We start from the raw sequence: 22,133 nt of genomic DNA on the forward strand, positions 1-22,133 counted from the left end.
GAACGCCCTCGGGTCTTGGTTAGGCCGTGGCCGGCACTCCGGCCTTCGCCTCGATGAAGGCCGAGATGCGGGCGAGCGAATCGAGGTTCGCAGGCACGATGTCGGCGTCGGCCATGGCAATGCCGAACTGGTCTTCGATAAAGGCGACGAGTTCGAGAACGCCGGTCGAGTCGATGATGTCGTTCTCGATCAGAGAGGCGCCGTCGGCGAGATCGTACGAGGTATCGCCAAACAGGAAGTTCTCGATGACAAAGGCCCTGACCTTGTCCTTGATGGTTTCCGTCATTTCATTTCCTTTCCCAATGGGTTTCGGGCCGCTTGAGCGGCGCGGATGCTGGTGCCGGTAAAGGTCTGCAGCCAGAGCTGCGTCGACAGGATGCCGACGAAGGCGGCATTGTCCCTAAAGCCGGTGGTCGGTTGCGACTGGCATTTCTCGTAGAGCTTGCTCACGGCCTTGGCATTGAACAGACCGCTGTCACCGATGCGCGTCTCGCTCATGGCATCGCGAACGTAATCCAGTTCGCCGGCGCCGGTGAAGGAATGGCTGTCGGGCGCACGATAGGGCTGCTTCGTGCGCTGGCCGATCGTCGGCGGAAGCAGATCCTTCGTCGCTTCGCGCAGGATGTGTTTTTCCACCAGCCCCTTCAGCTTCATTTCCGGCGGCAGGCGCGTCGCGAACTCCACGAGCCGATGGTCCAGGAACGGGAAGCGTCCTTCGATCCCGTGCGCCATGGCCATGCGGTCGCCCTGGCTGGAGAGAATGTAGCCGGGCAGAAGGAAACGGCTTTCGAGATACTGCGCCTGGTGCAGCGGATGCCAGCGACCGAAGGCGGCAGGAAGCCGGCTCGCCAGATCCTCGGCCGCGTCGTAGTCCTTCAGCGTGGCGCGCAGGTCGGGAGAAAAGAAGATCTTGGTCGCGGCTGTGCTTTTGAACCGCGGGCGGTGCGAGAACAGCGGGTCGTTGAGCGGCACGTCGCCGGCGCCGAAGAAAGCGGCGAGATATTCCGCCGATTGCTGCTGCAGGCCCGGCAGATAGGGGTAGAGCTTGCGGAACAGGTGCGGCCGGATTCGCGAGCCGGGCTGGCGGCCGCAGAAGCGGCGCACCCGCGCCTCCTTGAAGATATCGTATCCGGCGAAGACCTCGTCGGCGCCCTCGCCTGTCAGCACGACCTTCAATCCCTGCTCGCGCACGAGACCCGAGAGCTGGTAAAGCGGGGCGGGTGCCGTGCGGATAATCGGACGTTCAGCGAACCGGACGACCTGCGGAAAGACCTTCGCGATGTCGCCGGCGCGACAGGCGACCGCGCTATGATGCGTGCCGAGCGCCTTTGCCATTTCCATCTGGAAGGCGCTCTCGTCATGTTCGACGCTATCAAACGTCACGGAAAACGTGCGCAGACCCTGCGGCGCCATTCCGGCAGCAAGCGCCGAGACGATGGAGCTGTCGAGCCCGCCCGAGAGATAGGATCCGACGGTCACGTCGGCCCGCATGCGGATCCGGGTCGCATCGGTAAGAAGGGCGCGTAGTTCCTCGGCCGCGCTGCGCTCATCGGCAAACAGCGGCGGCGCGTCGTGGTCCGGATAGTCGAGTTGCCAATAGGGGCGGATCGACGTCTTGCCTTTCTCGACGATCATCAGGTGAGCCGGCTCGAGCTCGTGAATGCCACGAAAGCCGGTCCGCGGCGCGATCGGCGCCCAAAGGGTAAAAATCTGGTCGAGCGCAACGGGATCGAGTTCGGCGGAAATGCCGGGGACCTGGAGCAGCGCCTTAATTTCGGAGGCGAAATAGAATGTCCCGCCATGGGTCGTGTAAAACAACGGGCGCACGCCCATGCGGTCGCGCGCCAACATCATGCGCTGGCGGCGTCGATCCCAGATCGCGAAAGAGAAGTCGCCGTTGAGGACGGACAGGCAGTCCTCACCCATCACGGCGTAGAGATGCAGGATGACCTCGGTGTCGCTCGCGGTGCGGAACCGCCGCCCCTTGGCGCGCAGTTCCTCGCGCAATTCGACGTAGTTGAAGATCTCGCCGTTGAAGGCGATCGAAAGGTCGCCGGTTTCATCGGACATCGGCTGCTGGCCGTCGCCGAGACCGACGATCGAGAGCCGCACATGGGCGAGCCCGGCCTCCGGCGCGGCAAGAATACCGTTTTCATCCGGGCCGCGATGCGCGATCGCAGAGGCCATCCTTTTGAGAAGGATTTCCGCCTCCGGGACCGACCCGAAATAGCCACCGTAACCGCACATGCCGAGATACTTTCACACCGTTCGATCACTGCCGGACCATAAACCGCATGACGGAATCATGGGTTAATCTCCGGCATTTTCTAGTTGTATGGTAAATACCGCTGTTCAGGCGCCGCGTTGAGGATGAGCGCCGCCGGCCCTTGCCGTCAGCGCTCCGGAATTCGTCTTTTCGATGCCATCCTGAGCATCAGATACAGAAACAAGATCGGCCAGAAAACGCAGACCAGAAGCCCGGCCACGCGGTACATGTTCCAAGGTGCATGCGCCTGCAATCCTTCAAGATAGGTCATCCCCACGAGAAAAAACGCCGTCAGGCCATAGGCGACACCGGCAACGTATAACCAGGACATGCAACCGCCCTCCGCGACGCGCCACAACCAAAACCAGGAAATAGCAGCAGCGAACCTATACCACCGGAAGTAACATTTTGAAACGAAGAGTTAACTTTAAGCGGGGGCATGGTTAACCGAACCGAGGATCGTTTCGGTTCTCGGCGAATGCCCGGAGCATTGCCATTCGCGTTCTCAAGACACGGAACGAATTTGAGCTGCCAGCAGTCCTCAGCGGCTGCCCTCGCGGGCCACGAACAGCAGGTCGAAACCGCGGAACTCCCGGCGCGCGATCGATTTGCGCAGCGCCGTCCAGATGGCCGAGGGATTGTCGAGGCGGAAACCTTTGAAGCTGCGGATCAATCCGATAGTGGCGGTCATGGTGCGAAGGACGCGCGACAGCCTGGAGCCCGTCAGCGACGCAAACAGGATCTGCGGATGAACCGCCAGCAGCACGCCGGCCGTCCGCATCCGATCGATCGTGCGGAACTGGTTCAGCGCGCGATACTCGTAACCTTCGATGTCGATCTTGAAACAGAGCCTTTCGGTCCGCGCCATGTCCTGAAGGGCTGCGATCGTCACGGTGCGCGCACGGATCGCCTCGCCGTCGTCGTCGGCGATCAGGGCCGATGTTTCGGAGCTGCCGAAACCGCCACCGACGGAATGCAGCACGAGAACGTCATCCTCCGACAGTGCGGCATTGATGACCCGCACTTCGCCGCAATTCTCCGGCTGCATTTCCTTGAGGATGCCGAAACAGACAGGGTCGGGCTCGACAGTGATGACGTTGTCGGCAATCTGCGCCGCCCAATAGGGCGTCACGCCGATCCAGCCGCCGATGTCGATGAAGGTCGTCTTCGCGTCGACCAGGCGTTCGATGTTCTGGAACGTGCAGGGCTCCCAGTCGCCGTTCTGCAGCCGCGCGAAAAAGCGCTTCTTTTCCGGCTTGTCGGGAAACTGAACGGTCTTGTGGAAATAGGTTATCGAACGCATGGCGCTTCTCTAACCCATATCCGGACGAAGCGGAATCGATTTTGCGAAGGGCTCGTATGCCCGAGGCGAATGACTGCCCCGGCGCATCAACGTCTGCATTTTCGGGAAGGACCGCCCGTACAAGGGAGCCGCCGCCGTTAGGCGTCCACCGGCTCCATCGAACCGCGGGCCTCGCTAAGCTCCGCCGTCGTTTGTGTAAGGCGGTCGGCGAGAACGCGCATGATTTCCACCGCCATCTCGGGGAAATCGGCCAGAAGCTTGAGGAAATCGTCCTTGCGGATGCGCAGGGCCTCGAGCGGCGTGCTGGTGCGCACCGTCGCGGTGCGTGGCGTGTTGCAGAGGATGGCGATTTCGCCCACGATCGAATTCTGCTCTAATTCCGCGATCTTGAAAGGCCCACCCGCCGTATTGATGAGCACCTCCGCCTTGCCGGAAAGAATGACATAGGCCGCGTCGCCGATGTCACCCTGATAGAACAGCGCTTCGCCGGCGCTGTACATGACCCTGTCGGACGTGAAGGCCAGAAGTTTCAGCTTTGCCGGCGGCAATCCCGAGAAAAGGGTTATTCGGCGCAGCATTTCGACTTCGTCTTTGAGCAACATCACAATCCGTGTCTCCGAGTTCCTGTCGGGGGCAACTTGCCTCCCGCATCGCGGCGGGACCATATGCTCGTGCCCTGACATTAATATTACATCAAGATGCCATTTCCTTATAGTCAGGTCGTTCATCCACATTGGCGTCGTGCAGCAGGCGCCCGTTCTCGAACCGGGCGACGCGATCGAAGAGGTCCGTCAACGCCGGATTGGCGAGGACCCAGATGACCGCAGGATCGCGCCCGCCCTGATCGAGCATCGCAAAAACGTTGCGGACGACCTGTTCCTGGACACGCTGGTCGAGCGCCAGGAGCGGCTGATTGAAGATGTAGTAATCGCAATTGCGGATCAACGCGCGCGCAAGGTCGAGCTTCTGCCGCTGCGCGGCCGTCAGTCGCTTGCCGCCGGCGCCGACATTGAAATCGAAACCGAAGGAAAGCACCTCGTTGTAGAGGCCGCCGGCCTCGAAGAGGTCCCGGACGATGGCGCGGATTTTCTCCGAGCCGTCGGCGTGTTTGTGACCGATACGTCCGAAGAGCACGTTGTCGATGATGCTGCCGGACGCGATGAAGCGGTTCGGACGGTAGTGCTCGATCATGCCTGCGAGATCGGCCGGCAGGCCTTCGTCGAACTCGCGCCGGGCGGCAACGATCTTCGCCATAACCTCATCGGTTAAGAGACCGAAACGATGCCGGGGCTCGATATAGTCGAAGCACAGCCTCAGCACCTTGATCTGATCGTCTTCCGATACTTCGGCCTTGCCCTTGGTGCGAACCTTCTGGAGAATGGCCTCATAGACCGGGATTTCCTCGGCGGTCATGAAGGTCAACTGCTGGAAGAACGGGTGATCCGGCGGCAAGTCGCGGAACAGTTCGACGACGTTCTCGGCGATCTCGATGCCCATCTCGTAGAAGACATCGCGCAGGCCGACCCGCTGCAGGATCGTCTTGAAGAACGGATGGTTCTCCAGCGCGTCTGCCCACACCACCTGATCGGTGATGGTGCCAAACAGCATGTTTTCGCCGATCGTCGCCTCGACGTTGTAGGTCCCGGGCTCGAAGAACACGACGAGGTCGCTGAGCTTTTCCTTTTCGAGACGCTGCCGGAGCGCACTGCGCATCTCGACGATGCCAGCGGCAAACTCCGCATGCTCATGGGGATCGATGGTCGAACGCACGGCCAGCGCCATGACGTCGTTGGTCAGAAGTACCGCGTCGAGAACCGGCCGGATCTGCACGAGCAGATCGTCCGGACCGTTCGCCCCGGCGGATCCATAGTCGATCCAGTCGCTGTTGACGTCGAGATACGGGTTGCCGGCCAGCCGGGCCTCGGTCACCTCCCACTTGCGGTGCGTGGCACGCTCGCCCTCATAGACCTCGTTCGTGAGCGGCGCATGTTTCAGCCCGTAAAGGATGTTATCGCCGAGGCTACCCTGGAAGACGTAGACGTCGGAGGAAGCGTAGGCAATCCGCCGGCCGGTCACCGATTCCGGCAGCTCCAGAATGTCCTGACCACCGACGATCACCTTGCCGCTTGCCGGCCAGACGAGGCGGCCGAAGGCCTCGGCGAGCACTTCGCCGCCGCCCATCAGCGCCACCTTCTCGCCGGGCTGGACCTGCAGCGAGACATGGTCGAGCAACGTCGAGCCGCCGTCGTCGATCACGGTCAGATTGACGGCCGCAAGCGGGCCTGCGAGCGGCGCCGCAGCGGTCGTCGCCACCGCCTGCACCTTGGGATCGAGCAGCGTGTCGACGCTGAACTGCTCGACCACCTGCGCATATTTCACCTGGACGTCCTGACGGGCCTGGTCCCAGTCGATCAGTTCCTTCAGTGGACCCGGCAGGTCCTTGTAGGCGCCGATGACGGCGACGAGCTGGCCGATGTCGAGGCGACCCTGCAGGGCGAAATAGCCGCCAATCGCGTAGAACAGGAAGGGCGTGACCTGCGCCAGGAAGTTGTTGATGAACTTGACGAGGAATTTCCACTGGTAGAGGTCGTAGCGGATCTGGAAGATCCGGCCGAGGCGAGCCGCAATGTCGGCGCGCTCGTAGTTCGACGTGTCGTGACCGCGTATCGCGCCGATGCCGTCGACGATCTCGCTGACGCGGCCGGAGAGCTCGCGCGCCGTCAACTGCCGCTCGCGTCCAAGCACGAGGAGCCGCTTGCGCATGCGCGGAATGATGATCGCCTGAACCGCGACGATCAGCGTTGCGATCAGCCCGAGCCAGAAGCTCTGCAGCAGGATGAACACCAGCGCCGTCAAGGCCTGGCCGCCGAGCAACGCGGGCGAGACGAAGGCATCGCCGGTGAAACCGCCGAGCGGCTCGACCTCGTCCTTGATCATCGTCGCGATTTCAGCCGGCTTCACCCGCTTGAAATGGCTGGGCGGAAAGCGCAGCACCCGGTCGACAAGTTCAAAACGAATGCGCCGCAAGAGCCGCTCGCCGAGCCGCCCCTTGAACGTGTTGATGTAGAACTTGAAGAGGCCGTTGACCACCACCAGCGCCAGGAACACCAGGCTGAGAGCGAGCAACATGCCTTCGCGGCCGAGCTGGAAGCCATCAAAAACGTTGATCGTGCCGAAATACGGCAGGTCGAAGGAAATCGGCAGAAAGGCCTGCGTGGCCTCCGGACTGTCGAAGCCATCGCCCTGGATCGGCCCGTTGACGATCTGCTTCGGCAGATCGAACGACAGGAAGTAAGGGATCATCGACAGCGCGACGACAACCAGGATCCAAAGCTGGTCCTTGCGCGTGTGGGTCCAGATATAGCGGGAAAGGCGTGGTTCCATGTTACTGGCGATAGGACCTTATTGAACACGACTGCTGCTGGCGGGCCGGGTTGCCACATGTCCCCAGCACGCATCACTCTTCGGCGACACCTTCGGACGGGTGCCCCACGGCACGCTCCTGAAGGGACGCCTGCATATTCCGCCCGGCGCCGAATCCGGCTGATCGATTATGCAGGTGCGAGGGAAATCTGCAATGGACGCGGTTTCCAACAGGCGGCTTATATACTATCGACGCAGAGGTCGACGTTCCCAAAGGAACACGCCGTTATTGCACTCGCTCAATGTGCAGCTTACAACGGCCGCATGAAACACACCAGCCATCCCCCTGCCCAAACCAGCGACTGGTACGAGCATGCCTTCGATCTCGCGCGTGGCATCGCCGCCTATACACGCAGTCCGCTGATCGAAGGGATCGGACGGGTGATCGCCAAGCATCCCGACGCACACATCGCCAATGCCTTCAACCACAAGCAGGTCGCCTGTAAGGTCTGGGCGCGCGATACGCTGTTTGAGGTGGCCGGCCCCTCTTACGGCAAGATCGCCATCCTCGGTGGATGGTACGGTATTCTCGGCGCCATGCTGCTGGAAGACCAGCGCTTTGACGTGGCAGCGGTCGACAGCTTCGACATCGACCCCGATGTCGAAGCTGTGGCGCGGACGCTGAATGCCGCCTTTCCGGACAAGTTTCATGCCGTGACGGCGGACATGTACGCGATCGACTACGCGACGCTCGCGGCAGACGTGGTGATCAACACCAGCTGCGAGCATATCGCAGACCTCAAGGCGTGGCTCGATCGCATACCGGCCGGCACACGGGTGCTTCTCCAGTCCAATAACTATTTCAGCGAGCCGACGCATATCAACTGCGTCGCCTCGGTCGAGGAGTTCGCCAAGCAGGCGGCGCTGACGACCGTCGAGTTCGCTGGCGCGCTGCCGACGAAAAAATACACCCGCTTCATGCTGATCGGCACGGTCTGAACCAATCGGGAGTGCACGTGTTTGGCCGGCCGGCACCCGTGCGCTCCGGCACCGTTGCCTGTCTCCGGCAGCGGCGGCTACCGCCGCTCCTCGACGTTCAGTCATGCGTCTCGACAGCTCTTGCTTTCATCTCGTTCCAGAGCGACGACGCGGTTCCGGCGAAGGCCCTGTAGCCTGCTTCAAACGGGTGTCCGTCGTTATCAGGATAAGAGCGCTGCCCGGCCAGGATCGCATCCCGCAAGGCGTCGGTCGTTGCATCGACCGCGCTGCGATACGGCAGATCAAGCCGGCCGGCGACTTCCCGAATTTTATCCTCAAGTGCGATCTGACGTTCGACACTGCGGATGAAGCCGGGATCGGCAACGGCCAACTGGCCACCGCGCCGAAGATGCTCGAAAACCACACGCTCCTTGGACGGAATGAGCAACAGTCCCACCCGTCCCCGTCCCTGCGCGGCCCAGTCGGCCGCGAAACGTTCAAAGTCCCCAAACATCGCTGCCGTCTCGGACGAGGCCAAATCGCTCATGCGACTGGCATCATCCACATAGCGCCGCGACACGGGCGGGATCTCGTCCGGGAACCGGTAATATTCGGAGGTCTCATCGCCTTCCGCGCCAAGGAGGCGCGCATACAAGTTCGCCACACGGTCCTTAATCGCATACTGATAAGCGCTCAGAAGCGCGACGTTCTCGAACAGCTTCGTCTTGATGCTCGCCGATCGTGCCTTGGTGCATTGCGTGTGGCTTCCGGTCGGGCTGAAGAGAGCCTGCAGGTGAAGCCGCGCCTGCTCTGCGAGCCAGAAGTCGGAACGCGCGTTCATGATATCGCAGGCCGAAAAAACGATCGCGAAATCGTTGCCTGGGAAAATGGCGACGATCGCACCTTGGGCTCCGTTTGCCAGCGCGTCGTGGATGAGCGCGTGGTAGGTGTAGATACCGTAGCTTCCGACACCGAAATTGTAGGTGTGCTCGCCGGTGATGGCCTGGAAGACGGCCGGCCAGGCTTGGCCGCTCTCGACGTTGTTGCCATAGGTCATCGAGTCGCCGATTGCGGCGACGTGAAAGTCCCGCCGTGCGCCTACCGGGTCGCGGAAGCCGTCCTCGTCAACTCCGGAAAGGGTAGGATCGAGACGATAGCCGTACTTCTCGTCGGTGGTTCGGTGCGATTGCGTTCCGATCGGAAACGGCGTGAACACGCGCAGCATTACCTCCCCGGCCCCCAACGCCAGGGTCACTGAGATCAACAGCGCAATCAGATTTCTCAACTGCCCCTCCTGCCTTACGCGCTCGACGCGCCGAAATCCCCCGGCATTGCTCTGCGACCGACGTTCGCCGCGACTGCGCCACTGCCTCTACGCCCGTCAGCCGGCACCGGTTCAGCGCACAGGCGATGCCGTGCGCCAGAGGCCAGCGGATGTTGGAGGTCGAAAAGGCAGGAGAGCCGTGCGGGAAACACTTCGCCAAGAGAATGACCCAGTCCTCGCGAGGCCTTGAGTTTCGTGCACAGGGGAACCCAGATTATCGTTCGGTGGAAATGCACCGCGATATATTCAGAATCGGTATTATTTATTTACCTAACATACGATTCCGGAGGCAGCCAGCAGGAACACGCAGAGCGCGAGTAATATATCCAGGCTCCATACTGGCAGGCAAACGAGCGGTCGCCCGAGCGTTGGTTTGCCGAGCGACTTTTCTACGGCGGTGGTTCCGCTCCATCGCGCCCTCCCCGAAGACCGAAGGGGCACCACCGAGCACGGGCTAGCGAACCGTCTGAAGCCCCAGTATCTCGGCCGTTCGAGCGGCGCCGTTAAGGTCGAGCGGGGGGATCTCCGGCCTTGGCCGCGCCAGCATCATCTCGACGTCACGGGCCAGCCGCTCCGGTGTTACGTCCGCTTCCGGCAGAACGCCGGCAAGGCCCAGTTTTTCGAGCCTTTCCGCGCGCGTCGATTGCTCGGTCTCGCCACCGGCGACGAAGGGAATGAGCAGCGACGCACAGCCGGCACGGAAGATATCGCAGACGGTGTTGTAGCCGGCCTGGGAGACCGAGAGCCGCGCACCCGACAAGAGGCTCGCAAAATCCTTGCGGAAGCGGAAGAGATGCACGTTGGCGGGCGCTGCGGCGGCAAAGCCGTCATAGTCGTCCTGCGGCAGGTTCGGCCCGGTGATCAGGCACCATTTCAGGTCCCCCGCAAGCAGCCCGGCCGCCTGCAGTGCCGCGCCGATCAGCTCCTTGCCGACCGCGCCGCCGCCGGCCGAAACAAGCACGTCGAACCTTTCAGCCGGGGGTTCAGGGGGATGGCCGGCGACAAGGCCTGTGTAGACGATCTTGTCTTCGATCTCCGCCGTATAGGGATAGGTCTCTTCGAGCCGCGCGAAGGCCGGATCTCCGTGCACGAGCACGAGATCGAAATGGGCCCTGACCACGTTGAGGGTTTCTTCGGCGCGACCGGGCTTCGTGCGCTCCTGCAGGATATCGCGCAGCGATGCGGCAACGAGGGGTCGCGGCTCCTGCTTCTCGATCACCTCCAGTAGCGGCATCAACTCAAAACGCATCTGGCGACGGCCAAAAGGGAAGGCTTCGAAGATGACGATGTCGGGCTTGCAGGCAAGAAAGGCCTCGATCAGAAGGTCCCGGCGCTTTTGCTTGAAAGCTTCGCTGACCGGATTTCCCTCGCCATCGGCAAGTCCGCTAAACCCCTTGTCGCCCGCCAGCACCGGCGGCAGTGCCACGTGTTTCACATCGTTTGCCGGGAATCCCGGCACCGGGCTGCCGCCCGTCACGACGGTCACGTCATAGCCTTTGGCCGCCAAGGCGCTCGCGATCCGGCTTGCCCGCGCCAGGTGACCGATGCCGAGCAGGTGCTGTACGTAGAAGAAGACGCGACGGGCGGACATCAGGCGGCTCTCCATTCGCGGACAAACAGGCCGGCGAGTTGTTCGATGCTGGTGTGGTGGTCGAACTGGCCGCGAACCTTCCGCTCGGCCGCATCGCCGAACCGGTGGCGAAGGGCCGGATTGCGGATCAGTTCCTCTAGCGCGACCGCAAGCGCCTGCGGGTCTTCCGACGGAACGACACGACCGTTTTCGCCATCCTCGAGCAGTTCCGGCACGCCGGATATGTCCGTCGAGACGCAGGCAAGGCGCTGGCTCGATGCTTCGACAAGCACGTTCGGCAAGCCGTCCCGATCACCATCCGCGGTGATCCGGCAGGCGAGCGCGAAGATGTCGCTTGCCCGATAGTGCGCAAGCACATCGGTCTGGTCGAGCGCGCCCTTCCAGACGATACGGTCGGAGATGCCGAGTTCCGTGGCGAGCGTCTTCAACTGGCCGGTCAGTTCCCCGGCACCGATATGCTCGAACCGCCAATGAAGCTCCGAGGGAAGCTTGGCCAACGCCTTCAGCAACACATCGTAGCCCTTCTTGCCAACGGCACGCCCGACACTGACGATGCGGACGGGATCCGAAGGATCGGAGCCTGTGCGGTTGGAATGCGTGCCGTCGAAACGCTGGAAGCGATCGAGGTCGAGGCCATGATAGCTCAGATGAACCCTCGACTTGTCGCGCGCAAGGCTGCGGAGATGCTCGTACCCCATGCGCGTGCAGGTCACGGTCCAGCGCGCAAGGTCAAGCTTTTCGGACAGTTCCCAGTCGGGCGAGGTCCAGATATCCTTTGCATGCGCCGAGCAGGTCCAGGGCGTGCCCGCAATCACGCTGGCATAGGCCGTCACCGAGGCAGGGGTATGGATGAAGTGCGCGTGCAGCCAGCGCGGCTGCCCCGGCCATTCGGCGGCGAGCACCAGCGCTTGGCCGAGGCGGCGAAAGCGGTTGCGGCTGAAATCGCGCGGCAGGTCCTTGAGGAACAGGCCCAAGGCGCGCCAGAACCCGGGCTTCGGCAGACAGCGCACGAGCCCGCGCAGGACCCTTAGCGGCTCCTCGTGCAGATATTCCGGCAGGTAATGGACGTCGGCGCGGATTTCGTCGTGAACCGGGTGGCGCTTGCCGTCCGTCGGACGCCGAAGCGAGATCAGGACGAGTTCCATCCCGGCGCGTTCGAGGCCAAGCAGTTCCTGGGCGATGAATGTTTCCGAAAGACGCGGATAGCCCTTCAGCACGACTGCAATCTTGCGGTCTGTCGGCAATGCTTCAGCTCGATTTCTTCACGATGTTCAGGTGGTTGCTCGATGGCCGATCGAGCCATCTGCCGACGATTTCGGAGATGTGCACGAGGCCTTCCAACCGCAGGCCGTTGGCGCTGCTCTTCGACGGTGGCGCGCGATAGGGCAGCGCCTTCAGCGCCGCCGCCAGCCGCAACGGATCCTCGGCCTCGTCCGGCAGGAGCATCTCGACCAACCCCAACTCGGCAGCCCGGCGCGCGCGGATCAATTGCTCCTCACGCGGCTGGATGCGCGGCACGATCAGCGCCGGCTTGTCGAAGGAGAGGATTTCGCAATAGGTGTTGTAGCCGCCCATGGCGACGACGCCTTTGGCGCCAGCGATGAGTTCCTCCATGCGATTGTCGAATTCGATGATCTTGATGAAGGGGATCTTGCTGCCCTTGCGGATCAGCTTCTCCCGCTTCTTCACCGGCATGTAGGGCCCAAGCACGATTAGCGCCTTGTGGGTGAGCTCGGGATCTTGCTGATAGGCGTGGATGACGTCGTGGATCAGGTCCGCGCCGTCGCCGCCGCCGCCCGTGGTGACGAGAATGTAGTCGCCCTGAGGCTTATGGCCCGGCAGTTCCTCGCGCGGAACGCTACGCTGCAGGAAGCCGACGAAGTTCATGCGTTCGCGCACCGCCGGCGGCACGTCGAGTTCGGTCAGGGGGTCGTAGAAGTCGGGCGGGCCGTAGACCCAGATCGTGTCGTAATACTGCTCGATCTTGCGCATGGTGTCGCGGCGCTTCCACTCGGCCTCGAGCAGGTGCGGCGCGTCCATGACCTCACGCAGGCCGAGGACGAGCGTCGTGCCGTGCGCTTTCAGATAGGTCAGCGTCTCCTCGACCTCGCCGCGCAGGCCCATCGGCTCCTTGTCGACGATGAAGATATCCGGCTTGAAGGTCTCTGCCGTATGGCGAATGATCGCCTGGCGCATCTTCAGCGTCTCGTCGAGTTCGATATGGCGGTCGAGCGAGGTGTAGTCGCCATTGTGCAGCTTGATCACGCTCGGGATCTTCACGAAATCCACGCGCGCACGATAGTCGAACGCGCCGGCAATCGTCGCCCCGGAAATGATCAGGATGTTCAAGCCGCGATAGTCTTCCACCAGCGAATGCGCGATCGTGCGGCAGCGCCTGAGGTGCCCGAGCCCGAACGTGTCATGGCTATACATGAGGATCCGGGCATCTTCAAAACGCCGCATCATGCAAGAAACCTTTCACTCAGGGTACGATGAACCGTTTCACGCGCGCCGTATGGCTGCGTCAAACCGGGCTTCATTTGTAGGGATCGGCGGCGTCACGCAACCCATCTCCCAAGAAGTTGAACGCCAAAATCACAAAAATGACCGGAATTGTGGGAAATAGGAGCCAGGGATAGAAGGCAATGACGCTGACGCTTTTCGCCTCCGTCAGCAAAATACCCCAGCTGGTGATGGGCGGCCTGAGACCGAGGCCAAGGAAGCTGAGCGCCGTTTCGCCCAGGATCATGCCGGGAATCGCAATCGTCGCCGTGGCAATCAGATGCGACATGAAACCGGGTACGAGGTGCCGGCCGATGATGCGGCTGCTCCTTGCGCCCATGAGCTGGGCCGCAAGCACATAATCCTCCTCGCGCAAGGCCAGCAACTTCGAACGGACAGCGCGCGCAAGCCCGGTCCAGTCGAGCAGGCCGAGGATGATCGTGATCGCCAGATAGATGAAGATCGGGCTCCAGGTCGCCGGCATGATCGCGGCCAGCGACAGCCAGAGCGGAATGCTCGGGATCGACTGCAGCACCTCGATCACGCGCTGGACGATGAGATCGAAGACGCCGCCATGGTAGCCGGCGAGACCACCGATGACGATGCCGAGCACGAAGCTGACGGTGATGCCGAGCAGACCGATGGTCAGCGAAATCCGCGCGCCATAGATGATGCGCGACAGCACGTCACGACCGAGGCGGTCCGTTCCGAGGAAGAAGGCCTGGCCGCCCTTTGCCGGACAGACGAGATGCACGTTGCTTTCGAACAGCCCCCAGAAGCGATAACCGTCACCGCGGCAGAAGAAGCGAAGCGGCTGCACGTCCTTGGTATCGTCGGCGTAGTTGCGCTTCAGCGTGTCCATATCCAGCGTCATCGTGCGGCCGTAGACGAAGGGTCCGACGAACTTGCCCTCATGGAAAAGATGCACCCCCTGCGGCGGGGCATAGATGTAGTCCATGTTGCGTGTGTGCAGGTTGTAGGGCGCCAGAAACTCGCAGACGACGATCATCAGGTACAGCGCTGCAAGAAAGATGCCCGACGCAAGCGCGAGCCTGTGGCGGCGGAACTTCCACCACATCAGTCGCAGCTGCGAAGCCTGGTTGACGCGCACCTGCTCGTCCGTCATCGCCTCGACGGAATAGGGATCGAACGGGGCCGTCGATACGTAGTGCGGCATGGGCTCGCCGGGCGCCGGGAGAAATGACGTCACTTGGTGCTCCTGCCTTGCAGCCGAATTCGAGGATCAAGAATGGCGAGCGCGATGTCGGAGATCAGCACGCCGATCACCGTCAGGAAGGCCAGGAACATCAGGAACGACCCGGCAAGATACATATCCTGGCTCTGCAACGCCTTGATCAGCATCGGGCCGGTGGTCTCCAGCGACAGCACGATCGCGGTGATTTCCGCGCCGGAGATGATCGCCGGCAGGATCGAGCCGATATCCGAGATGAAGAAGTTCAGCGCCATGCGCAACGGATACTTCACCAGCGTGCGCATCGGTGACAGGCCCTTGGCCCGCGCCGTCACCACATACTGCTTCTGCAGTTCGTCCAGCAGGTTGGCGCGAAGTCGCCGGATCATGCCGGCAGTACCCGCCGCGCCGACGATGATGACCGGAATCCAGATGTGTTCGAGGATCGACTTCGCCTTTTCCCAACTCATGGGTTCGGCGAGATACTTCTGGTCCATCAGGTGGCCGATGGAAATCCCGAACCAGATGTTGGCGAAGTACATCAGGATCAGCGCCAGCATGAAGTTGGGGATGGCGATGCCGATCAGGCCCATCAGCGAGAGGCCGTAATCGCCCCAGCTGTACTGATGGGTCGCCGAGTAGATGCCGATCGGGAAAGCGATCAGCCAGGTGAAGATGATGGTGACGAAGGAAACGAGGATCGTCAGCCACAGGCGATCGCCGACGACGGCGCTGACCGGAAGCTCGTACTCGAAGGAATAGCCGAAATCGCCCTGCAGCATGCCGCCGAGCCAGTAAACGTAGCGCAGCACCGGCGGCTGGTCGAAGCCATACTCCTTCCGAAGCGCCTCGATCTGCTCCATGTCGACGCCTTCGCCCTGCGCCTTGATCTCGGCAACATAGCTTTCGAAGTAGTCACCCGGCGGCAGCTCGATGATGGTGAAGACAAGAGCGGAAATGATGAGGAGGGTCGGGACCATCGCCGCGATACGCCAGAGAATATATCGCAGCATGTCAGCCTTCCTGTTCGATCCAGAAGGTGTCGGGTTTGTAGACACCGAAATAGCAAGTGGGGTCGAAGCCGTAGAGCGCAGTGTCAGGCACGTTCCTCAGCTTCTTTGCCACGAGGATCGGCTGGAGCGAGGCGTTGACGATGCCGATCGAGAACACCTGGTCGGTGTAGATCGAGAGCATCCGGCTCCAGATCTCCGTCCGCTCGGCGTCCTCGGCCGAATGCCGCCAGCGCTGCAGCAGTTCCGTCAGTTCGACGGCTGCCGGAAGGTCCGGAGCCTGGCCCATTTCGCCGTGGGAAAGATAGTTCAGCCCCCAGACCGGCCATTGCAGCTGGTCGTCGGCGGTCGGCGCAAGCTGGCCGGGGTTCATGCTGGCCGTCGGCACGCCATTGTCTATGCCGAACCACATCGACATGATGATCTCGCCACCGACGGCGCGGCTGCGGAACGTGTCGCGCTGCGATGTCCGGATGAAGAGCGATATCCCGACCTTCTGCCAATAGTCGGTGATGAGCTGCAGCACGTCCGTCTCGAGCGTGCTCTCGCCCGCCGTCTCCACGACGATCTGCGCTGCGCGCCCGTCGGAAAGAATGCGGATGCCGTCGCTGCCCTTCTTGGTGAGGCCCGCCTCGTCGAGCAGTGCATTGGCCTGCTCCGGATCATGGGCGACCCAGGCACTGGCAAACTCCGGCCGGAAGAGCGGGCTGTCCGGCAGAACGGTATCGGCGCTTTCCTTGGTCAGGCCGTAGAACACCGCCTTGTTGATTTCGGTGCGGTCGATCGCAAGCGATAGAGCGCGGCGAACGCGTACGTCCTGTAGCAGCGCCCGCCAAACCTCGTCCGAGCAATTGAGATTGGGAAGCAGCGCCAGGCGCGAGCCCTGCGTCTTCTTCCACAGAAGCACCTTCACCGGATAGCGCTTCTCGGAATCCTTGAGGAAGGTATAGTCGACGAAGTCGATGGCGGTCGCCTGCAGGTCGCTTTCGCCGGTGCCGGTCTTGGCCGGGATCAACGCCGAGGAACTGACGCTGAGCACGAACTTGTCGATATAGGGTAGCTGCAGGCCGTTCTCGTCGACGCGATGGTAGTAAGGATTGCGCTCGAAGACGAATTGTTCGGCCGGAAGCGGCGTCGTGTTGCGCCAGGGATCGAGCGTCGGCAGATCCGGGTTTTCCGGGCGGTAGGAACGGGCCATGCGCATATGCAGCTGGCTCCATTTCTTGACCCGCTCTTCCTTCATCAGCGCCTTGAGCTTGTCTTCTTCCTGATACTTCTCATGGAACTGTTTCAGGTAGGCCGACGGCATCACCACCACCATGGGCTGGGGGCCGGCGAGCTTCTGCAGGAAGTCGGGATTGGGCGTCGACCAGGAGTAGCGCACGGTGCGTTCGTCGATGATCTCGAACTTGGCAGCCTCGCCATCCATGACCAGCGCCGTCGGCAGCCCGGCCGGGCTCAGCTTTTCGTTGTTGAGAACGTCGTCCCAGCAATAGCGGAAATCTTCCGACGTCAGCGGCGTGCCGTCGGACCATTTGTGGCCTTCGCGGATGTGGAAGGTGAAGATGCGGTCCTCGACCGTTTCGAAGCTTTCGAGAACGTCCGGTTCGATCTTCAGCGCCTCGTCGAAGCCGACCAGGCGGGCATAGCCGTAGATCGTCATCAGGCGGATGTCCTTGGCGCTGCCGATCAGCATCCGCACCTCGCCACCATACTTGCCGGGCTGGCGCCCCATGGCTGCGACGTTGATGACGCGCGGCGTCTTCGGCAGACGCTCGGCAAGCGGCGGCAGCTTGCCGTCGGCAATCTGCTTTTCCCAGAACGCGGGCTCGCCCGAAGCCGCAAAGAGCCGCTTCGGCAGAGCCACGGTCGCAAGCAATGCCAGTACAGTTCGGCGGGTGATCATGGCCGCAACTCCCTTGCATCCACGGATCGGCGTGCCAGCACGATGTGGTCACCGCCGAGATCCGCGGGGATCAGCGCGTCGCCGGCATCGTCGTCCCGGAACTGTGGCCCCCAGCGCCGCATGTCCGAACCTTCGCTGTCCTTCAGCCGTTCGAAATCAAGGGGCCGGTCGAGATCCGGGTAAGGGACCGCCGCCAGCAGCGACTTGGTATAGGGATGAACCGGATTGCGCATCAGCACCTCGCGCGGCGCCAGTTCGACGATCCGCCCGGCGCACATCACGGCGATACGATCGGCCATGTAGTCGACGACCGCGAGATTGTGCGAGATGAACAGGCAGGTCAGCCCCAGCTCCTTCTGCAGATCCTTGAGCAGGTTGAGGATCTGCGCCTGGACGGAAACGTCGAGCGCCGACACCGGCTCGTCGCAGATCAGCAGTTCCGGCACGAGCGCAAGCGCACGCGCAATGCCGATGCGCTGGCGTTGGCCGCCCGAGAACGAATGCGGGTAGCGGTTGATGAAGCGCTGGTCGAGGCCGACGGCCTGCAACAGCGAACGCACCGTCTCGACGCGCGACTTCGCCGTACCGCGGCTGTGGATCTCCAGCGGCTCGCTGAGAATGTTCTTGACGGTCATGCGCGGCGAGAGCGAGGAGACCGGATCCTGGAAGACCATCTGGATCTTGGATCGCATGGCCTTGAGGTCGTCGCCCCGCACCTTCAGGACATCGACCGGTCCCTCGCCATTGTCGAAGGTCACCGAGCCCCGGTCGGGCGTGATGGCGCGCATCAGGATCTTGCTGACAGTGGTCTTGCCGCAGCCGCTTTCCCCGACGAGGCCAAGGCACTCACCACGGCGGATGTCGAAGCTGACATCGTCGACGGCGCGATGCAGCGTATTTTCGCCACCGCCGAACCAGGACGATTTCCGCGTTCCGTAGGTCTTCGAGACATTACGGACGGACAACAGCACATCGGGACCGGTGCGCCGGTCGGCCGCCGAGGTCCCGAGCAGCGTGCCGGCCTTGACCGGCACTTCGCGCAGCGCCTTCAGCCGTTCGCCAGGCTTCATGTCGAAATGCGGTACCGCGGCCATCAGCCCCTTGAGATAGGGATGCTGCGGGTTGCGGAAAATCGCCTCGACCGGACCGGCCTCGACGATCTGGCCGTGATAGATCACCACAACTTCGTCGGCCATGTTGGCGACAACGCCAAGGTCATGAGTGATCAGCAGCATGGCCATGTTGAGCTTGACCTGAAGCTCGCGCAGGAGTTTCAGGATCTGCGCCTGAACCGTCACGTCGAGCGCCGTCGTCGGCTCGTCGGCGATCAGCAGCGCCGGCCGGCAGATCAATGCCATCGCGATCATCGCGCGCTGGCGCATGCCGCCCGAAAGCTCGAACGGATACATGTCGTAGGCGCGCTTCGGGTTGGCAAAACCCACATAGCCGAGCAGCTCTTCCGTTCGCGCCCGACGTTCCGCCTTTTCCGCGTCCGTGTGGATCTTCAGAACTTCGGAAATCTGGTTTCCGATCGTGTGGAGCGGCGACAGCGATGTCATCGGCTCCTGGAAAATCTTGCTGATGCGCGTGCCGCGCAGGGCACGAATCTCCTCCCCTTCCCGCTCGAGCGAGAGCAGGTCGATCGGCTTTGCCGCCGTCGTCGGGTCGTTGAACAAAATTTTGCCACCAACCTTGGCGACGTTGGGCAAAATGCCCATCACCGCCTGGCTGATTGCGGATTTCCCCGATCCGGACTCGCCGACGAGCGCCGTCACCTTGCCGGGCAAAATCCTGAAATTCGCGTTATTGACGGCTTGAACTTCGCCGCCGAGCACCGAAAATGTGATCCGCAGACCTTCAACTCGTAGCAGGTCCGCCCCAGATGTCATAGCAGCACGCTTCCCTCATTGCTTTTTATCCGCCGCCTCTAAAAAAAGACTAGCGCAGCTTCTAAGGGCTGTCCAGCACACCCGGTGGCAGACGAGGCCATACCCACCTGCATCTTCAGATGGTTAGAACGAAGGGCAGGCACCGCCCTTCAACACGTCGGCGCAATTGGGCGAGCGTCGAAAGTCGTCGTAAAACAGCGTCCAGTTGGCGTCATCGGCCGCCCGGTAGGGGCCGAACTTGAAGTACTGGTTCTTGCCGAGCCCCTTATCGTCGTGGCCGATATGGCCGGTCACCGTGATGATCGGCTTGTCGTTGGCGAACAGTTCGATGCGCCCCGTGCCATTGGCTCCCGGCAGCGTGTAGATCGCGAAATCGATCCAGCCGGACTTCGGGTCGGGCAACGGATTGCCGTGGCTCGTCACCTTGATCGCATCGGTGCACGCATTGAAGAGACTGCCGTCAATCAGCTCCCAATTGTTGTCCGCCGCGACCAGCATGCGCATCTGGTTGACGCCCGGCCGTCCCCAAACGGGAACTTCACCCGGCTTGCAGCTCGCCGGCTTTCCCTCAGGACCGGCCGAGAGTGGCGCGATATAGTTCGTTTCCACCGTGGCGAAGAGCTTGCCAGCCTCGAGCCTCAGGGCGAGGAACGGGCTGAAATCGCCCTCCGCACCCGGGTCGATCTCGCGCTTCCACTGGGCGATCAGATAACGATGGTCCTCGTTCGGGATCGGGTCGGCAAACTTGACGGCAAAGCCATACCAAACGCCCTGGTCGTAGGGCACACGCAGTGCCGTCTTCTCCCAGATCTCGGCCCGCTCGCTGCAACCGTCGAGCGAATCAGGACAGGTCGGAACGACGCTCAGCTTGAGCGCGCCGTTGCCGTTGTGCTTGACGTCGCCCTGAAACTCCACCGTGCCGGCGGTCTGTTCGAAATTCTCGCGATAGTAGAGCCCGCCCTCAGGCGCGAAATCCCGCCCCTCAAAGCCGTCGGAAAGCTTGGTTTCCCATGGCTGCGCCATCGCGCTCCCGGCCATGAGGATGGAAGCGGCGAAAAGGACGGTACGAAACATTCTTCACCCTACTGAAGCATCTTGTCGATCAGGCCGCGCGGCGGCTGCAGCGGACGCGTATTGCGATGAAGCAGCATGACATGCTCCGCCTCGGAAAGTCCATCCTGCAACACGTCGTCGAAGCGTTCGTCGGCCCTTGCGAGCAAGGCCGCGTCGTTGGGGTAGAGGATCGTGAATTTCTGCCGGACGCCCCGGAGCTTTTCCTGGCCGAGGGCCGTCCAGTCACCGCCGCAATAATTGACGAAGGCTTCGCTTGCGACGACGCTGTGGGCGTATTTCTTGGTCAGGTTCTGCAGCCTCTGGACTTCATTGACGGCGGAACCGAAGGCCGAGAACGTTAGCCGGTCGCGCAGGCCCACATTGCCGAACATCACGTTGCCCACATGCAGGCCGATGCCGTAGCCGATCGGATCGCGTGCCTGCTTACGCCGCTCCCCGTTCAGCATGTCCATGCGGGCGGTTGCCGCGCGCACGGCGGCAAAGGCCTCGCGAGCGGCAAATTCCGAGGGCTCCTTGTGGCGCCCACAGGGATAGACGGCGATGAAGCCGTCACCGACGAAACTCAGAATATGACCGCCGTTGCGGTTGAAGGGGGCTGCGATCGCATCGAAATATGTATTCAGCGTCTCGATATAGGACTGACGCCCTTCCTTTTCCGCAAGCATCGTCGAGCGGCGCATGTCGCCCATGACGAGGATGGCGCGCACGGTCTCGCCGTCGCCGCGGCGAACCTGGCCGCTCATTACGCGTCGGCCGGCGCTGGAGCCGAGATAGGTGGTCAGCATGTTGTCGGCGAGCTTGCCGAGCACCGCCATCTTTGCGGCGACCGCCAGGTGATATTGCAGCTTCAAAAGCGCGCCGATCACGTCATCTGTAAAACCGCCGTGGCGATCGGTCGTCCAGGAGCCGACCATGCCGTGGCCTGAATCGGCGCCCAGCGACTGCATGAAGGCTAGATAATCCGTTGCCCCCATCTCCTTGAGGTCGTCGAAGATCGGAAATTCGGACGGCGTATCCTGGTAGAGGCGTCGGCGGACATGCTCGAGATTGTTATTGAGAAGGTAGTAATAGGGGCTCTGCAGGAAGCGCTCGGGATTGAGCGCCAGTTCCTCGTGCCGAAGGCCGCTGACCTCCACGCCCTTGCCGCGCACCCAGGTGAACCCCAGCGCATCATAAAGCGGGTGCAGCATCGAGAAGGAAAGATGGACACGCATCAGCGGCAGGCCGGCGGCCGCCAACCGCTCGCAGAAGCCCTTGACGATCGTCTCCAGCGGCGCGTCGCTCAGCGATGTGCGCATCAGCCAGTCGGCGACCTTGTCGATGAGGATTTCGGATACGTTGTCGTTCGTCGGGCCCATTTCGCGTCCTCGCATGACAGACCGTCCCACGTCAGCATCCGGAGACGGCGAACGCCCCGGCAATTTGCCGGTTCATGTTCGCGGTGGATGATGATGATGAGCCGTGCCCGTTAAGAAAATGCTCCAACCGATTCCGGCGTCGATGACGTGCAGGCACCCGAAATGCGGCACTTGTATGTTGCAGATATTCACGCGCGCCGCCAATTTCCAGAGGCGGACGAAGATTTTTCCGACCTGTTGCAGCACGAAGATTTGATAGCCGGCTCAACGGCCTACCGACGGCGGCAGCGCCGCACCTCGCTTGACTTGGGGCTTGTTTCTCTCCAACAAACCACGACATGTTCGCGCGCCGCGCCTGTCTGTCCACGAGATCCGGA

17 protein-coding genes are annotated in these 22,133 nt (G+C 62.1%); 1 reads left to right on the forward strand and 16 read right to left on the reverse strand.

The annotated features are described in order from the left end of the window. Positions 1 to 19 precede the first annotated feature (19 nt). The 6 genes from JVX98_RS02280 to JVX98_RS02305 form a co-directional block, all read right to left on the reverse strand. The gene (locus tag JVX98_RS02280; RefSeq protein ID WP_034799210.1) at positions 20 to 286 is read right to left on the reverse strand and encodes an acyl carrier protein; all 267 of its coding nucleotides are present in this window, start codon (positions 284 to 286) and stop codon (positions 20 to 22) included. After that, a complete protein-coding gene (asnB, locus tag JVX98_RS02285; protein WP_205236728.1) occupies positions 283 to 2,247 on the reverse strand; it encodes an asparagine synthase (glutamine-hydrolyzing) in 1,965 nt (654 codons plus the stop codon). Before asnB ends, JVX98_RS02280 begins: the two co-directional genes overlap by 4 nt. Positions 2,248 to 2,393: 146 nt before the next feature. Then, a complete protein-coding gene (locus JVX98_RS02290) occupies positions 2,394 to 2,597 on the reverse strand; it encodes a hypothetical protein (RefSeq protein ID WP_034799207.1) in 204 nt (67 codons plus the stop codon). A gap of 210 nt (positions 2,598 to 2,807) precedes the next feature. Beyond that, positions 2,808 to 3,569 (reverse strand): FkbM family methyltransferase, encoded by a 762-nt coding sequence (locus JVX98_RS02295; RefSeq protein ID WP_205236729.1) that lies wholly within the window; start codon positions 3,567 to 3,569, stop codon positions 2,808 to 2,810. 137 nt (positions 3,570 to 3,706) lie between these two features. Next, complete coding sequence (locus JVX98_RS02300; RefSeq protein WP_192449591.1) at positions 3,707 to 4,171, reverse strand: cyclic nucleotide-binding domain-containing protein; 465 nt, start codon at positions 4,169 to 4,171, stop codon at positions 3,707 to 3,709. A gap of 91 nt (positions 4,172 to 4,262) precedes the next feature. Then, complete coding sequence (locus tag JVX98_RS02305) at positions 4,263 to 6,953, reverse strand: ABC transporter ATP-binding protein (protein ID WP_192449590.1); 2,691 nt, start codon at positions 6,951 to 6,953, stop codon at positions 4,263 to 4,265. A 303-nt stretch (positions 6,954 to 7,256) separates the two neighbouring features. On the opposite strand from JVX98_RS02305, the gene JVX98_RS02310 reads away from it, so the two are divergent. Continuing rightward, on the forward strand, positions 7,257 to 7,931 hold the full coding sequence (locus tag JVX98_RS02310) for a class I SAM-dependent methyltransferase (protein WP_205236730.1): 675 nt from the start codon (positions 7,257 to 7,259) through the stop codon (positions 7,929 to 7,931). Between the two features lie 97 nt (positions 7,932 to 8,028). Here the strand turns inward: JVX98_RS02310 and JVX98_RS02315 are convergent, their stop codons facing one another. The 10 genes from JVX98_RS02315 to JVX98_RS02360 all read right to left on the reverse strand — a co-directional run bounded on the left by JVX98_RS02315 (position 8,029) and on the right by JVX98_RS02360 (position 21,756). Continuing rightward, positions 8,029 to 9,195: a hypothetical protein gene (locus tag JVX98_RS02315; protein WP_205236731.1), complete on the reverse strand. Its 1,167-nt coding sequence runs from the start codon at positions 9,193 to 9,195 to the stop codon at positions 8,029 to 8,031. A 493-nt stretch (positions 9,196 to 9,688) separates the two neighbouring features. Further along, complete coding sequence (locus tag JVX98_RS02320) at positions 9,689 to 10,825, reverse strand: glycosyltransferase family protein (protein ID WP_246764850.1); 1,137 nt, start codon at positions 10,823 to 10,825, stop codon at positions 9,689 to 9,691. Next, positions 10,825 to 12,069: a glycosyltransferase family 4 protein gene (locus JVX98_RS02325; protein ID WP_192449586.1), complete on the reverse strand. Its 1,245-nt coding sequence runs from the start codon at positions 12,067 to 12,069 to the stop codon at positions 10,825 to 10,827. Before JVX98_RS02325 ends, JVX98_RS02320 begins: the two co-directional genes overlap by 1 nt. Positions 12,070 to 12,073: 4 nt before the next feature. After that, positions 12,074 to 13,291, reverse strand: coding sequence for a glycosyltransferase family protein (locus JVX98_RS02330; protein ID WP_192449585.1), 1,218 nt, complete (start codon positions 13,289 to 13,291; stop codon positions 12,074 to 12,076). A gap of 70 nt (positions 13,292 to 13,361) precedes the next feature. Then, positions 13,362 to 14,504, reverse strand: coding sequence for an ABC transporter permease (locus JVX98_RS02335; RefSeq protein WP_043613701.1), 1,143 nt, complete (start codon positions 14,502 to 14,504; stop codon positions 13,362 to 13,364). Between the two features lie 29 nt (positions 14,505 to 14,533). Next, entirely contained in the window at positions 14,534 to 15,532 is a 999-nt protein-coding gene (locus JVX98_RS02340; protein ID WP_043613700.1) for an ABC transporter permease, read from the reverse strand. Position 15,533: 1 nt separating this feature from the next. After that, complete coding sequence (locus JVX98_RS02345) at positions 15,534 to 17,435, reverse strand: ABC transporter substrate-binding protein (RefSeq protein ID WP_205236733.1); 1,902 nt, start codon at positions 17,433 to 17,435, stop codon at positions 15,534 to 15,536. Continuing rightward, on the reverse strand, positions 17,432 to 19,324 hold the full coding sequence (locus tag JVX98_RS02350) for an ABC transporter ATP-binding protein (RefSeq protein WP_192449582.1): 1,893 nt from the start codon (positions 19,322 to 19,324) through the stop codon (positions 17,432 to 17,434). The genes JVX98_RS02345 and JVX98_RS02350 overlap by 4 nt, the downstream gene beginning before the upstream one ends. A gap of 123 nt (positions 19,325 to 19,447) precedes the next feature. Beyond that, the gene (locus tag JVX98_RS02355) at positions 19,448 to 20,398 is read right to left on the reverse strand and encodes a polysaccharide lyase (protein ID WP_192449581.1); all 951 of its coding nucleotides are present in this window, start codon (positions 20,396 to 20,398) and stop codon (positions 19,448 to 19,450) included. 8 nt (positions 20,399 to 20,406) lie between these two features. Then, positions 20,407 to 21,756: an adenylate/guanylate cyclase domain-containing protein gene (locus JVX98_RS02360; protein ID WP_043613693.1), complete on the reverse strand. Its 1,350-nt coding sequence runs from the start codon at positions 21,754 to 21,756 to the stop codon at positions 20,407 to 20,409. Positions 21,757 to 22,133: the final 377 nt, after the last annotated feature.

The organism is Ensifer sp. PDNC004, assembly GCF_016919405.1.
Classification (GTDB): domain Bacteria; phylum Pseudomonadota; class Alphaproteobacteria; order Rhizobiales; family Rhizobiaceae; genus Ensifer.

What these genes read in the sequence shown, in the direction of transcription:
- JVX98_RS02280 (WP_034799210.1), bottom strand. Translation starts at nt 286, where the DNA reads ATGACGGAAACCATCAAGGACAAGGTCAGGGCCTTTGTCATCGAGAAC.
- asnB (WP_205236728.1), bottom strand. Translation starts at nt 2,247, where the DNA reads ATGTGCGGTTACGGTGGCTATTTCGGGTCGGTCCCGGAGGCGGAAATC.
- JVX98_RS02290 (WP_034799207.1), bottom strand. Translation starts at nt 2,597, where the DNA reads ATGTCCTGGTTATACGTTGCCGGTGTCGCCTATGGCCTGACGGCGTTT.
- JVX98_RS02295 (WP_205236729.1), bottom strand. Translation starts at nt 3,569, where the DNA reads ATGCGTTCGATAACCTATTTCCACAAGACCGTTCAGTTTCCCGACAAG.
- JVX98_RS02300 (WP_192449591.1), bottom strand. Translation starts at nt 4,171, where the DNA reads ATGTTGCTCAAAGACGAAGTCGAAATGCTGCGCCGAATAACCCTTTTC.
- JVX98_RS02305 (WP_192449590.1), bottom strand. Translation starts at nt 6,953, where the DNA reads ATGGAACCACGCCTTTCCCGCTATATCTGGACCCACACGCGCAAGGAC.
- JVX98_RS02310 (WP_205236730.1), top strand. Translation starts at nt 7,257, where the DNA reads ATGAAACACACCAGCCATCCCCCTGCCCAAACCAGCGACTGGTACGAG.
- JVX98_RS02320 (WP_246764850.1), bottom strand. Translation starts at nt 10,825, where the DNA reads ATGTCCGCCCGTCGCGTCTTCTTCTACGTACAGCACCTGCTCGGCATC.
- JVX98_RS02330 (WP_192449585.1), bottom strand. Translation starts at nt 13,291, where the DNA reads ATGATGCGGCGTTTTGAAGATGCCCGGATCCTCATGTATAGCCATGAC.
- JVX98_RS02335 (WP_043613701.1), bottom strand. Translation starts at nt 14,504, where the DNA reads ATGCCGCACTACGTATCGACGGCCCCGTTCGATCCCTATTCCGTCGAG.
- JVX98_RS02340 (WP_043613700.1), bottom strand. Translation starts at nt 15,532, where the DNA reads ATGCTGCGATATATTCTCTGGCGTATCGCGGCGATGGTCCCGACCCTC.
- JVX98_RS02345 (WP_205236733.1), bottom strand. Translation starts at nt 17,435, where the DNA reads ATGATCACCCGCCGAACTGTACTGGCATTGCTTGCGACCGTGGCTCTG.
- JVX98_RS02350 (WP_192449582.1), bottom strand. Translation starts at nt 19,324, where the DNA reads ATGACATCTGGGGCGGACCTGCTACGAGTTGAAGGTCTGCGGATCACA.
- JVX98_RS02355 (WP_192449581.1), bottom strand. Translation starts at nt 20,398, where the DNA reads ATGTTTCGTACCGTCCTTTTCGCCGCTTCCATCCTCATGGCCGGGAGC.
- JVX98_RS02360 (WP_043613693.1), bottom strand. Translation starts at nt 21,756, where the DNA reads ATGGGCCCGACGAACGACAACGTATCCGAAATCCTCATCGACAAGGTC.